This window comes from Kribbella sp. NPDC050281 (genome assembly GCF_040655855.1).
Classification (GTDB): domain Bacteria; phylum Actinomycetota; class Actinomycetes; order Propionibacteriales; family Kribbellaceae; genus Kribbella.
The window spans coordinates 105248-118656 of sequence record NZ_JBFAKS010000020.1; the positions used below are offsets into that span (position 1 = coordinate 105248).

At 67.8% G+C, this 13409-nt stretch carries 12 protein-coding genes; 6 read left to right on the plus strand and 6 right to left on the minus strand.

The window, feature by feature from the left end:
* Positions 1–42 precede the first annotated feature (42 nt).
* The gene (locus tag AB0I34_RS22390; protein WP_360447819.1) at positions 43–183 is read left to right on the plus strand and encodes a hypothetical protein; all 141 of its coding nucleotides are present in this window, start codon (positions 43–45) and stop codon (positions 181–183) included.
* On the opposite strand, the gene AB0I34_RS22395 is transcribed toward AB0I34_RS22390, so the two are convergent.
* From AB0I34_RS22395 to glnA, 3 genes are all read right to left on the minus strand, one after another.
* A complete protein-coding gene (locus AB0I34_RS22395) occupies positions 184–3828 on the minus strand; it encodes a PQQ-binding-like beta-propeller repeat protein (RefSeq protein WP_360447821.1) in 3645 nt (1214 codons plus the stop codon). It lies immediately after the preceding gene.
* Positions 3825–4904: a HupE/UreJ family protein gene (locus AB0I34_RS22400; protein WP_360447823.1), complete on the minus strand. Its 1080-nt coding sequence runs from the start codon at positions 4902–4904 to the stop codon at positions 3825–3827. The genes AB0I34_RS22395 and AB0I34_RS22400 overlap by 4 nt, the downstream gene beginning before the upstream one ends.
* A gap of 313 nt (positions 4905–5217) precedes the next feature.
* Positions 5218–6558: a type I glutamate--ammonia ligase gene (gene glnA / locus AB0I34_RS22405; RefSeq protein WP_360447825.1), complete on the minus strand. Its 1341-nt coding sequence runs from the start codon at positions 6556–6558 to the stop codon at positions 5218–5220.
* Between the two features lie 113 nt (positions 6559–6671).
* Between glnA and AB0I34_RS22410 the strand changes: the two genes are divergently transcribed.
* Positions 6672–7091 (plus strand): hypothetical protein, encoded by a 420-nt coding sequence (locus tag AB0I34_RS22410; protein ID WP_360447827.1) that lies wholly within the window; start codon positions 6672–6674, stop codon positions 7089–7091.
* Here the strand turns inward: AB0I34_RS22410 and AB0I34_RS22415 are convergent.
* Entirely contained in the window at positions 7017–7949 is a 933-nt protein-coding gene (locus AB0I34_RS22415; RefSeq protein ID WP_360447829.1) for an HTTM domain-containing protein, read from the minus strand. The genes AB0I34_RS22410 and AB0I34_RS22415 overlap by 75 nt on opposite strands.
* Positions 7946–8428, minus strand: coding sequence for a hypothetical protein (locus AB0I34_RS22420; protein WP_360447831.1), 483 nt, complete (start codon positions 8426–8428; stop codon positions 7946–7948). The genes AB0I34_RS22415 and AB0I34_RS22420 overlap by 4 nt, the downstream gene beginning before the upstream one ends.
* Before the next feature lie 81 nt (positions 8429–8509).
* On the opposite strand from AB0I34_RS22420, the gene AB0I34_RS22425 reads away from it, so the two are divergent.
* Complete coding sequence (locus tag AB0I34_RS22425) at positions 8510–9148, plus strand: peptidoglycan recognition family protein (protein WP_360447833.1); 639 nt, start codon at positions 8510–8512, stop codon at positions 9146–9148.
* On the opposite strand, the gene AB0I34_RS22430 is transcribed toward AB0I34_RS22425, so the two are convergent.
* Complete coding sequence (locus tag AB0I34_RS22430) at positions 9094–10281, minus strand: DUF418 domain-containing protein (RefSeq protein ID WP_360447835.1); 1188 nt, start codon at positions 10279–10281, stop codon at positions 9094–9096. The genes AB0I34_RS22425 and AB0I34_RS22430 overlap by 55 nt on opposite strands.
* An 87-nt stretch (positions 10282–10368) precedes the next feature.
* On the opposite strand from AB0I34_RS22430, the gene AB0I34_RS22435 reads away from it, so the two are divergent.
* From AB0I34_RS22435 to AB0I34_RS22445, 3 genes are read left to right on the plus strand one after another with little or no spacing between them, the layout of a single operon-like run.
* Positions 10369–11013 carry a GNAT family N-acetyltransferase gene (locus AB0I34_RS22435; protein ID WP_360447837.1) on the plus strand — a complete coding sequence of 215 codons (645 nt, stop codon included), beginning with the start codon at positions 10369–10371 and terminating at the stop codon, positions 11011–11013.
* Positions 11010–11543, plus strand: coding sequence for an AAA family ATPase (locus tag AB0I34_RS22440; protein ID WP_360447839.1), 534 nt, complete (start codon positions 11010–11012; stop codon positions 11541–11543). Before AB0I34_RS22435 ends, AB0I34_RS22440 begins: the two co-directional genes overlap by 4 nt.
* Positions 11544–11559: 16 nt before the next feature.
* Positions 11560–13332: an NAD+ synthase gene (locus tag AB0I34_RS22445; protein ID WP_360447841.1), complete on the plus strand. Its 1773-nt coding sequence runs from the start codon at positions 11560–11562 to the stop codon at positions 13330–13332.
* Positions 13333–13409 lie beyond the last annotated feature (77 nt).

Sequence of the window (13409 nt, forward strand, 5' to 3'; positions counted from 1 at the left end):
CACTCTGTCGCAACCCGCATACCCAGTGTTACCGTCAGCTCTATGCGTCACTGGAAACGCACCGACGGCCTGCCGAAGTACTGCACCGTCATCGGCGCCGTGACCGACGGGCTGCCGGTGCTGGACCGGATCGCGGCCTCGCCCCAGCAGCCCGTGCGCATCATCGACGTCCTGATCGGCTGATCAGAACGCGAACTGGTTCAGTACGGCGAACTTGTCCGTCGCACCCTCGTTCGATACCGCCACCACCCGCCGGGTGATCGTGTGCGATCCCCCGGCCGGCAGGTCGAGCTTGAACTTGCTCATCGTCCAGATCGCCTGCGAGTACCCGGTGAAGGCACCGCTGTCCGCGCCGTACACCAGTCCGTAGGTCTGGTTGTCAGGGCCGGTCCCGGACTGCCCGATCCAGCGCTTCGCGTCCGGCGTCTGCGCGAACGGTCCACCACTGGTGACCGGCGCGCTGCCCGACACCGCCGAGCGCGAGCCCGTGCCGTCGTGGTCGAGGGCGTCACCGGCCCACACCGTCAGCGGCGCACCCGTCGCGTTGGTGAAGGTCGTCGCGGCGGTGACGAACTGCTCGTCGGCCGTCGCGGTGTACGTCGTGACCACCTTCAGGTTCGGGTTCTCCGACGAGGTCCCGGTGGCCTGGACGACCGCCTTCTCGCCGGTGTTCTCGACGATGCGTACGTCGGTCGACCGCACCTGCAACTGCTGCCACGCGCTGCCACCGGTGGGTTCGGTGGTGCTGACGTACGGCAGGTTGATCCAGTCCAGCTGGTCCGGCTGGCCGGTGATCGCCATGTCGACGACCTTGCCCGGCGTGGACGGGGTCATCTGCGAGTCCTGGAACACCTTCGCGATCGCCATCGCCAGGTGCTTGTTCTCGATCACGATGTCACCGACGCCACCCTCGACCAGACCGCTCGGGAGCCGCTTGCCGATACTCGCGTCGACGTTGACCGGGGACACCTCGAGATCCGCCTGGTAGGCGCCGCTGTCGCCGGCCTCGACCTCCTTGGCCGCGGTCGCGAAGCCCAGCTGCGCGACCTGGATGGTGTACGTGCCGGCACCCTGCGAGAGCCCGACCTGGTAGTTGCCCTCAGCATCGGTCGTGGTCCGGCCGACTGCCGTACCGTCCTGGACGACCAGCACGGTGCTGTTCGCGGCAGGACCGCCGGTGACCTTGTTGGTCACCTTGCCGGACACGACCGGCCACGGCTTGGCCGTCGTACCACCCGGGGTGAAGGCGTACAGGTTGCCGTCGAACGCGCCGGCGACCACGGTGTTGCCGCTGACCGCCGGACCTGCCGACACCCAGGTGCCGATGTCCTGCGACCACATCGGCTGGCCCGTCCGCGCGTCCAGCGCGTAGAACCCACCACTGTTGGCGCCGACGAACAGGGTGTTCCCCGACAGCGCCGGCGAGGTGAACGAGCCACCCCGGTACTGCGATCCAGGCAGCAACTGATCCCAGATCACGTCACCCGTGGTCGCGTTCAGAGCAGTGATCGCACCACTCGGGAAGGACATGTAGACCGTGTTGCCCTTGATCGCCGCCGCGGACGGGGTCGCGCCGCTGCTCACCAGCGACGGGTGCGAACTGCGGTAGCTCCACAGCACCGCGCCGGTCGCACCGTCGCGCGCCACGATCCCGTTGTTCGACCCGATGAACACCTTGCCGTCGGCCGCGGACGGGATGCCGTCCTGCCAACCGCCGAGGCTTTCCGTGCCCTGCCACAGCTTCGCACCGGTCTTCAGGTCGTACGCGATCACGCGATCCGCGGTCTCGTTGCCGACGTACACCCGTCCGTCGGCGACGGCCGGTGTGCCGTCACTCATCGTGGCGCCGCTCATCGGTGCGGCCCAGACCCGCTGACCTGTCTTGGCGTCGAGGGCCAGGAGCAGACCGGTGGCCGCCTCACCGAAGCGCGTCTGGTACGGGAACAACACCTTGCCGTCGGCAACCGTCACGCCGTAGTACCCGTAGGTGCGCTGGTTGTTGCCTTCCGGTGCCGGCCCGGGGTCGTTCTTCCACTTCAGCGCGCCGGTCTTGGCGTCCAGCGCGAACAGCGTGCCGTGCAGGGTCGGGACATAGACGAGGCCATCGGAGACGGCGACGCTGCCGTGCACCGAGGACGGCACGGTGTAGCTCCACAGCTTCTTGCCGGTGGCAAGCGAAACCGCGTGGACCGCGGCATTGCCGTCGCCGTTCTCGTCCCGCGTCCCGGCGTACACGACACCGTCGACGATCGCGGGCGAACCGGTCAGGAAGGTGCCCTTCGTCCGGTAGGACCAGGCCAGCCGCTGACCGGCAGCGATCGCGTCGGTGGCGACTCCGTTGTGCGAGGCGTCACCATGGTGCTGCGACCAGTTGGCTCCGGCGACCGGCTTGATCGCCTTCTCGTTCGTGAAGGTGAAGTCCGAGGTCCGGGTCCACGTCGCCCCGGTCTTGTCGGCTGCTTCCACCGTGAGCTGGTGCTTGCCCGCCTTGATGCCGTTCGGCAGCGCGGAGTACCAGGTGAACTCACCGGTCGAGCTGAGTGGCCGCCACGAGCCCTTGTCGAGCTTGAAGCGGACCCGGACCGGCTGGTCGGTGGTGTCGTAGGCGTTGACCTGGATCCCGGGGAACCCGTTCAGCGGGACCGCGGTACCGGGCGCCGGCGACACGATCGTGAGGTCCTTCTCCGCGCCGTAGATCCGGAACGGGTTGTCGAAGGCCTTGTTGTCCATGTGCACGAACCGGAACCCGCGCGGCGAGTTGTCGATCGTGTACGAGCTGGACACCGTCTGGATGTGCTTCGCGGTGCCGGCGAAGTCGCTCTTCGGCTCCACGTCGTTGGAGTGCTCGTGGCCGACCAGGATCAGCTCGGCGCCGTACTGCTCCAGCACCTTGCCGTACTCGTCGTACACCGACGGCGAACCGAACGGCACGTTCATCGGCTGGTGGGTGAGCACGACCAGGTGCTTGCCCTCCGTCATGTTCCGGGCGAGGTCGGCCTTGACCCACTCGAGCTGCTCAGCGAACGGCGCGGCCCCGTTGTTCTCCAGGACCAGGAAGTGCCGGTCGCTGTAGTCGAACGAGTACCACTCCGGACCGACGTGCTTGCGGTAGTTGTTGATCCGGGCCGCGTACGTCGCTCCCGCGGCGTACTCGTGGTTGCCGACCGCCGGCCACACCGGGACCTTCGAGTTCGCGGTGCTCTTCTTGTAGAACTCGAACTCGGAGTCGGTGGCGCTGTTGGTCAGGTCGCCGCTGACCTGGATGAACGCGAGCTTCTGCTGCGTGGAGTTGATCTCGGTGATCTGCTCGGGCAGCTGCGCGTTGACGTGCGGGTCCGCCACATTGGCGAAGGTGAACCCGCCTGCCGCGGAGGCCTTGTCCTTGCGGAGGCCGAAGTCGACCTCCTGGCTCGCGCCGTCGGCCAGCTGGCCGAGGCTGCGGAAGAACTTCGGGGTCATGTTGTCGTCGGTGCCGACCGAGTAGCCGGCCGGCTGGGTGACGAAGACCAGGTCGACGTCACGGCGCTCGACGTCGGTCGTGAACGTGTAGTGACCCTGGGCATCGGTCACGACGCTCTGCTGACCGTCCGACACGCTGACGCCGGCGATGCCGGCCTCACCCGCGTCGATCCGGTTGTCGGCGTCACGGTCCTCGAAGACCGTGCCGGTGATGGTGGCGCTGGGACCGTCGACTGCGTCGGCGACGACCCCGGTCAGCGGTACGCCGATCACCATCACGGCCAGTCCGGCGGTGACGCCGTACAGGAGTTTGTGCCACTTCGTTGTGGCAGCTTGATGATCACTTGACCTGCGGGACAGGCGGATCATGTGAAGAGGAACCTTTCTACGAACCAGAAGAGGCCGAAGGCGGCGACGACCCCTGTCGCCGAACGGACCACCGGAACCGAGAGCCGGGTCCGGCGGATCAACAGGACCAGCGGGAACACGGCGAGCAGCAGCAACGCCTGACCCGCCTCGATGCCGACGTTGAAGCTCAGCAGCGAGACGAGCAGTTCCGGACTGACCTGATCGGTGATCCGCAACGACCCGGCGAAGCCGAGCCCGTGCAGAAGACCGAAACCGAAGACCACCGGGAGCCGGTGGCGGGTGGAGCCGAGCAGGTTCTCCACCGCGACGAACGCGATCGAGAGCGCGATCAGCGGCTCGACGATGACCGGCGGCACGGACAGGCCGCCGAGCAGGGTGGAGATCAGCGTGACGCTGTGCGCCACGGTGAACATCGAGATCACCTGGACGAGACTGCGCAGGTTCACGGCGCCGAGGATCAGGGCGACCACGAACAGGACGTGGTCGAGCCCGGTCAGGATGTGCTCGACGCCCATCTTGCCGAACTGCAGACTCGACGTGGCCAGCGTGTTGTCGCCGACGGTGAAGTCGTGGTGGGAGCGGTCGAACACGGTCCGGCCGGAGCCGCTGTCGAAGCTGTACTCGACCAGGTTGGTGTGGTCGTCGGCGACCGCCTCGGACATGGCGAAGACGCTGTACTGCAGGCTGAACGCGCCGGAGGAGCCGGGGCACTCGAACACGAGCCCGAGGTCGGCGTACGCCTTGGAAGCGCGCTGGCCGACCGACGTCGTCTCCAGCGACTGCTCACACGCGGCACCGTCGACGGCGACGACCACCCGGTCGTGCAGGTACTCCGCGATGCGGTCCTTGGCCGTGTCCAGGGCTTGCGCGCGCTGGCCGTCGTCCGTGGTCGGTGCGCCGAGGTCGACGGCTCGCCCGAGTACGTCGTACTCGAGGCTCAGCAGATACGTGACCCGGCTGCCGTCCTGGTGCACGGTCGAGTACCCGGTCGAAGCGATCACATGAGCCGAGGCCGCCGAGGCTCCCGTGAGGAACAACAGGACGAGCAGTCCGATACCCACCAGCAGTCGCCGCATGAGACCCGATCCCACGCGACCCCGGCGACCACTAGATGACCACTCAGGAAACTATTTACCGCCACCACGCGGCAAATCGCCACTCAACAGCACGTCCCCACCACGCCACGTCCACCCGCCGGCCAACCGCACGCGCCACCCGGCTGGCGGGTTGTTCCACCGATGGCACCTTGTAGGGCGCCATCCCTCAAACAACCCGCCAGCGATGGAACGGCCAGCCAACGCCGGCCGTGCTGGCAGGACCAACAGCAGCATGTTCAGCTCAAAGGATTCACCAGCCCGCCGAGTAGCACGCTGGGGAAGATCCGTGGTTCTAGAGGACAGGTAGGAGCTTGTTGAGTTCGAAGGGGGTTACCTGGCGGCGGTAGTCGAGCCACTCGGCGCGCTTGTTGCGGAGGAAGAAGTCGAAGACGTGCTCGCCGAGGGTTTCGGCGACCAGTTCGCTGTCTTCCATCGCGCTGATCGCCTCCGCCAGGCTGCTCGGCAGCGGCTTGATGCCGAGTGCCTTGCGCTCACGCGGCGTGAGCGCCCAGATGTCGTCCTCGACCTCGCGCGGCAGCTCGTACCCGTCCTCGATGCCCTTCAGCCCGGCGGCCAGCATCAGCGCGAACGCGAGGTACGGGTTCGCCGCCGAGTCCAGCGACCGGAACTCGACCCGCGAGGACTGCCCCTTGTGCGGCTTGTACATCGGCACCCGGACCAGCGCGGACCGGTTGTTGTGCCCCCAGGAGACGAACGACGGCGCCTCGTCACCGACCGCGAGCCGCTTGTACGAGTTCACCCACTGGTTCGTCACCGCGGTGATCTCGGCCGCGTGGTGCAGCAGCCCGGCGATGAACGCGCGCCCGGTCTTCGACAGCTGGTACTGCGCGCCGCCCTCGAAGAACGCGTTCCGGTCACCCTCGAACAGCGACATGTGGGTGTGCATCCCGGACCCGGGCTGGTCGCTCAGCGGCTTCGGCATGAACGAGGCGTAGATCCCCTGGGTGAGCGCGACCTCCTTCACCACGACGCGGAACGTCATGATGTTGTCGGCCGTCGACAGCGCGTCGGCGTACCGCAGGTCGATCTCCTGCTGGCCCGGGCCGCCCTCGTGGTGGCTGAACTCGACCGAGATGCCCATCGACTCCAGCATCGTGATCGCCTCGCGGCGGAAGTCGTTCCCGATCCCCTGCGGGGTGTGGTCGAAGTACCCGGATGAGTCGACCGGCTCCGGATGCGTCCCGGGCGCGCCGGTGAGCGACTTGAACAGGTAGAACTCGATCTCGGGGTGGGTGTAGAAGGTGAACCCCAGATCGGCCGCCTTGGACAGCGTCCGCTTCAGCACGTGCCGCGGGTCGGCGAACGACGCGGATCCGTCCGGCATGTTGATGTCGCAGAACATCCGCGCGGTGCCCATCGTCTCGCCGCGCCAGGGCAGGATCTGGAACGTCGACGGATCCGGCTTGGCCAGCATGTCCGCCTCGGTCACCCGCGCGAACCCCTCGATCGCGGACCCGTCGAACCCGATTCCCTCGGCGAACGCGCCCTCCAGCTCGGCCGGCGCCACCGCCACGGACTTCAGGAACCCGAGCACGTCGGTGAACCAGAGCCGCACGAAGCGTACGTCGCGCTCCTCCAGCGCGCGCAGCACGAACTCCTGCTGCTTGTCCATCGGTCCACCTCTCACGGCGTCGGTCGGTTCTCACACAGTGTGCCCCGGCTCTGTTAAGCAGACGTTACGTGCTGCTGGGGACATCGGCAGCGCCAGGGCCTACCGTGTCTGTCGTGCAAACGATCTTCGGTGCCGGGTACCAGGTGGCGCTGATCGTGGCAGCGGCCCTCTGCGCCAGCGACCTGCTGCTCAGCACGGCGCGATTCGTCCAGACGATCCGGCGGAAGCGCACCGCCGAGCAGGACGTCCTCGGACGGCGCTGGCTGCCCGTCCCGGAGCTCGGATTCGGCATGTTCGCGTTCTGCTGCCCCGGGCTGGTCACGCTCGGGCTGACCCACCACAACGCCGACGACCTGCCGACCAAGGAGATCCTGCTCGCCGCCCTGGTCTTCGGGTACGCCGGAGCGGTGCTGTCCCGGGTCGTCCGGACGCCCGGACCGGGCGGCCGCCGGTTCCGGCTACGCGCCGGCCTGCTCCTTGGCCTCCCGGCCATCTTCGGCCTGGTCTTCGGCCTCTCCGGCGTCGCTGTCTGAGGCCCGCCGCCGCTGGAACCACGGCACGATCCGCTCCATCGGCGCGAACGCCAGCCAGCAGACCACGGTCGGCAGGAAGTGGATCAGCAGGATCGCGGTGTTCGCCGCGTGGAACCCGAGGAAGAACAGGGCCCCGAGCAACTGCCACCGTCCCTTGAGCCACAGGATGACCGGGGACAGGAACTCCGCGGTGATCCCGACCCACTGCATCACGTGCAGCATCCACGGATGGTGCAGCAACCACTCCCCGACCGGATGCGGCCGCCGGACGATCGCCCACGTCAGTACGGCGCTCCCCGGCCAGGTCAGCGCCCATCCGGCACTGCGCAGTTTCGCTATCGCGGAAAGGAAGTACGTCGCGATCACGCAGATCTGCACACACCGGATCACCCAACCGGCCGACTCCGATCGCGTCTGATCGTTGTACGACGCGCGTCCGCGACGGCCGGCCTTCACGGTCGGAAGCACCCACAACGCGATCACGAGGGCGAGGTGATCGTGGTCGACCTTGCCGTCGCTCATACCGATCAGCACCCACCACGTGAACGCCGGCGCCACGATCCAGCCGGCGATCCGCGGGAAGTAGTTCGACGCGCCGACCAGGCAGGCCGCGATCAGGACGACGTACAAGGCGGTCGTGTTGAAGACCGTGGGCTTGGGGAGATCGAACATGCGGGCCAGGAGCAACGGCTGGTAGAGCCCGGGATGCTCGCCCTTCAGCCGGGTGTCGCGGACGAAGGCGTGCATGTCCACGATGACGAACAGATAGAGGACGGTCCGCAACCACGCCACCCGGGCGAGCCCGATGGCCGGGGTGAACCAGTTCGCGGCGCGGACGGCGACGGTGCGGGCGCTCACTTGCGCACCTCCCAAGTGGCCAGGACCTCCGGTGCCGGCGGTCCTACGACCCGGCCTTCGACCAGTTGGGTGGTGTCACGGATCAACTCGAGCTTCACGTACTTCGGCTTGTCCGGGTGCTTCTTCGCCCACCCGTCCGCGACCTGCTGCAGCAGCGACGGGTCCTTGACGATGTCCCCGGTCCGGGCCTCGATCTCGGCCCGGGCGACGCCGGCGCCCTCGATGTTCAGCGGTACGTCGACCGTCGTTCCGGCATCGGTCTGCGCGCTGATCCTGGTGTAGGTGATGGAGGCGTCGTCGGGCACCGACATCGCGTACTGCGACATCGGGCCGAACGGCCACGCATCGTCGGTGGCGCGCACCGACCCGTTGATCAGCAGGCCGATCCCGACCAGGGCCACGGCCACCCGTACGCCCTTGCCGACCTTCCCCAGCCGGACGTCCCCCGCCCGCTCCTGCCCATCTGTCACGACCGTCATTAGACCAGACCGGTTTCGGTAGCTCGGCGGTAGGGAATTTTCTATACCATGACCGCCCCAGAAAATTTCCAACCTGCCCGGATGTCCCGGCGCACAGTCCTGCGCGGCGCTGCCGCCTCGGGGGTGCTGATCGGCGGCATCGCCGTCTCGACCACGGCAGCGCACGCCGCCCCCGCGCCGCGCTGCTACACGCGCACCGAATGGTCGGCGCGCCCGCCCAAGTCCGCCACCCAGGTGATCGGCGCACCCGACCACATCGTCATCCACCACACCGCCAGCCCGAACGTCACCGACTACTCGCTGGCGGCGGCGTACGCCGTGTCGCACTGGATCCAGGACCTGCACATGGACACCAACGGCTGGATCGACTCCGGCCAGCAGCTCACGATCAGCCGCGGCGGCCATCTGATGGAGGGCCGCAGCAAGTCGCTGTCCTCGATCCGGAACGGGCAGAACGTCCTCGGCGCCCAGACCGCCAACCACAACAGCCGCACGATCGGCATCGAGCACGAAGGCATCTACGTCAGCGAGAACGTGCCGACCGCCCTGTTCGACATGTCCGTGCTGACCTGCGCCTGGCTGTGTACGACGTACGGCCTCGATCCGCATGCCGCGATCGTCGGGCACCGGGACTACAACTCGACCCAGTGCCCGGGTGACGTGTTCTACGCGAGGCTGCCCGAGCTCCGCGACCGGGTCGCCGCGGTCCTGCTCGGCTGATAGGTCACCCTCCGGATCAGGATCTCGAACGGACCGCGGTAGTTCGCGCGCCGCATCCGGTCGGCGATCCACACGGTCGCCAGCCAGGTCGCGACCGCGAGCAGCGCCGTCGTGGTGGTGGAGAGCGTGCGGGACAGATCGAGCAGGTACGGCGTGAAGACCACGGCCCACACCACCGACTGGGACAGATAGCAGGTCAGCGACCGTTGGCCGGCAGCGGCGATCGCCCGGGTGATCCGGCCCTGGCGATCGCGCAGCTTGAGCGCGATCAGAACGATGAGAGCGGCGTACCCGAAGCCACCGAGGACACCGGATGCGTCGTGCAGCGGACCGAGCCGGGTGAGCGCTTCGCCGCTCGGCTGGTCGATCACGCCGCCGACCACCAGCGACACCGGTAGTGCGCCCACGACTGCCACGGTGAGGCCGAGGACTGCCGTCGTACGCAACAGGGTGAGGTGCTCGGCCGGCCGTTCGAGGATGCGCCGGCGGCCGGCCCACAGACCGACCAGGAACGGCGTGACGAACCCGATCCAGCCGAGCAAGGCGATGAACGGCTGCACGACGATCCGGTCACCGAACTGCCCCAGGAAGTCCGGAGGAAGCATCGACGGATCGGTGGCGTCGGACGCAGTGGCCAGAGAGTCGTCGCTCGGCAATGCGGTGAGGACAAAGACCAGCGCTGCGACGATCAACAGCCAGCGGTCCTTCCAGCGCAGGGCCCAGACACCAAGGAAGAGGAGTACGCCGTACGCCGCGAGAATGTCGCCGATGTACAGCAGCATCGCGTGCACGAAGCCGAGCACGATCAGGACGAGACTCCGGCGCCACAGCAACGTCCGGATCGGCCACCATTCCTTGCCGGATTCCCGTTGCCGCCGGACGATCTGCGCGACGCCGTACCCGAACAGGACCCCGAACATCGGGAACGCGCGGCCGTCGACGAAGGTCGACAGCACCATCCCCACCACGCGGTCGGCACTCGCGCTGTCCATCGGGAAGCCGCCGAACACGCGCGCGCCGTAGACGAAGTAGTGGGAGTTCGCCAGCGCGATGAACAGCAGCATGAAACCCCGCGCAAGATCGGGTCCCAGCGCCCGCTCCCCCAGCCCGGTCGGCCCGCCTTGGTTCGCCATACCTCTGAGTGAACCGAGCCGTGGCCGCCTCGCCATCCACCCAAAGTTCCCGGACTGGTGAACCTTGGTCGCTGTTTGATGAGCCGCATGGACGACGACGTACTCCGTCGATGGCAGCGCGGCTGGTCGGTGGCGCGGCAGTGGACCGACTACGCCGAGGTCGACGGAGTCATCGTCGTCCGCGTCGGCGAGCCGGACCGCCGGGTCGAATACCTCGCCACTGAACAGCACGCCACCACAGCCGCCCAGATGGCCCAGTCCGACGCCAACCCGGCCGGCAGCTCCTGGCTCAAGATCACCACGAGGTCCCGCCCGCGCGTGGCCGCCGTACTCCATCCGCTCGAGCTCATCCGGACCGAGCGATTGTTGACAATCTCCTTGTCGGATCAGCCATCGAGTCAGGCGCCCGCGCCGTACGAGCTCGATGTCAGTGCGATGCCCGGCCTGATCGACGTCGAACTGCGCACCGACGGAAAGACAGCTGCGAGCGGACGGATGGCGGTCTTCGGAGCCGACGCAGTTGCCGACGTCATCTACACCGCGCCGCCGCACCGGCGCCGTGGTCTGGCCCGCGCCGTGATGTCCGCCCTGGCCGACGCCGCTCTCGATCAAGGTGCGATCACGGGTCTTCTCTCTGCCTCCCCCGAGGGACTCCCGCTCTACCAATCTCTCGACTGGTCGCCGGTCGCCGACTTGGTTGTCGCGCGAACACGGTTACCGTCGGTGGGATGAAGCAGGTCATTGTGTTCACCGGTCTGCCCGGGACCGGCAAGTCGACGCTGGCCGAAGCGCTTGCTGTCGAAGCAGCTACTCCGGTCTTCGCCGGCGACTGGTTGCTCGGGGCGCTCAAACCACACGGCGTACTCGGCGGACTGAGCCGGCCGGCCTTCCTGGCGATGTACTACGACCTGCTGGAGACGTTGGTCCGCCGGCAACTGATGCTCGAGCAGTCGGCGATTGTCGACTGTCTGGTTGACGACACAGTGGCGGACCGATGGGAGAAACTGGCGACGGAGTACGACGCACGGCTGCGGTTGATCGAGTGCGTTTGTACGGACGAAGGCGAGCATCGGCTCCGGTTGGAGGGCCGGCTGCGTGGGATTCCCGGATGGCACGAGGTCGGGTGGGATCACGTGGAACGGATGCGGGTCGAGTACCCGCGGCTGACGCGCGAGCACCTCACGGTGGACGCGATGAATCCGGTCGAGCGGAACCTCCGGCAGGTCCGGGAGTACAGCGGACTCTCGCAAGAGCCGGGGTAACCAGTAATGTGCTCTCGTGCCTCAGCTTCGGGTAGCGCTCGCTCAACTCAATGTGACCGTCGGTGATGTCGACGGCAACGCGGAGAAGATCGTTGCCTGGACCCGGAACGCGGCCGAGCGTGGTGCGCATGTCGTGGCGTTCCCGGAGCTCGCGCTGACCGGCTACCCGGTCGAGGACCTGGCCCTGCGAGCGTCGTTCGTGGATGCGTCGCAGGCCCGCATCCAGGACCTGGCGCAGCGGCTGGCCGACGAAGGGCTCGGCGACATCGTGGTGGTCTGCGGCTACCTCGACCGCGCGACCGGTACGGCGATGGGCATCGACCGGCTCGGCCGGCCGAAGGGCTCCCCGACCAACTCCGCGGCCGTGATCCACCAGGGCCGCGTGATCACGAGCGCGGTCAAGCACCACCTCCCGAACTACGGCGTCTTCGACGAGTTCCGGCACTTCGTTCCCGGCAACACGCTGCAGGTGGTCCGGATCCACGGCGTCGACGTCGCCGTGGTGATCTGTGAGGACCTCTGGCAGGACGGCGGCCCGGTCGCCGCCACCAAGGCCGCTGGTGCGGGGCTCCTGCTCGTCATCAACAGCTCGCCGTACGAGGCCAACAAGGACGACGTTCGCGGCGCACTGGTCAGGCGCCGCGCCCGCGAGGCCGGCTGCCCGCTGGCGTACGTGAATCTCGTCGGCGGCCAGGACGAACTGGTCTTCGACGGCGACTCCTTGATCGCCGATGCCGAGGGCAAGGTGTTCGCCCGCGCCCCGCAGTTCGAGCAGGGCAGCATGGTGGTCGACCTCGAGCTGGCGGCCCCGACGGGTACGCCGGCCGGCACCCACGAGGGCATCGAGATCGTCCACAAGGTCATCCACGACGAGGCCCTGGCGGCGTACGAGCCGATCGCGGCCGCGGTCGCGCCGCGGCTGTCCGACGAGGCCGAGATGTACGGCGCGATCGTCACCGGACTGCGCGACTACGTGCAGAAGAACGGGTTCAAATCCGTCCTGCTCGGTCTGTCCGGCGGCATCGACTCGTCGCTGGTGGCCGCGATCGCCTGTGATGCGGTCGGCGCCGAGCATGTGTTCGGCATCTCCAACCCGAGCGTCTACTCCAGCGACCACTCCAAGGACGACGCGGCCGAGCTCGCTGCCCGGACCGGTCTGAACTACCGGGTCGTGCCGATCCAGCCGATGGTGCAGCCGTTCATCGACACGCTCGGCCTGACCGGCCTGGCGGAGGAGAACCTGCAGGCCCGGGTCCGCGCGGTGATCTGGATGGGCCTGTCGAACGCCGACGGCCACCTGGTTCTTGCCTGTGGCAACAAGTCGGAGTTGTCCGTCGGCTATTCCACCATCTACGGCGACGCGGTCGGCGGCTACGCCCCGCTCAAGGACGTACCGAAGACCCTGGTCTGGCGGCTGGCGAAGTGGCGCAACGCGGACGCGAAGGCGCGCGGCCAGCAGCCGCCGATCCCGGAGAACGCGATCGCCAAGCCACCGTCGGCCGAGCTGCGGCCGGGGCAGCAGGACACCGACTCGCTGCCGCCGTACGACCTGCTCGACGACATGCTGGACGACTACGTCGAGCTGGACCGCGGCAGCGCCGAGCTGGTCGCGGCCGGATTCGAGACCGAGCTGGTCAGCAAGGTGATCCAGCTCGTCGATCGCGCGGAGTACAAGCGCCGGCAGTACCCACCGGGCCCGAAGATCACCCACAAGGCCTTCGGCCGGGACCGCCGGTTGCCGATCACCAATGCATGGCGTGAGGACGCACGGAAGGCAGCCGAGCACTGAGCGATTCCTGGCGGTACCGCCCATCCAATGACACCCCGTGGGGCGCTCCTGAAGAGCCCACGGGTCGGTCCGGCTCG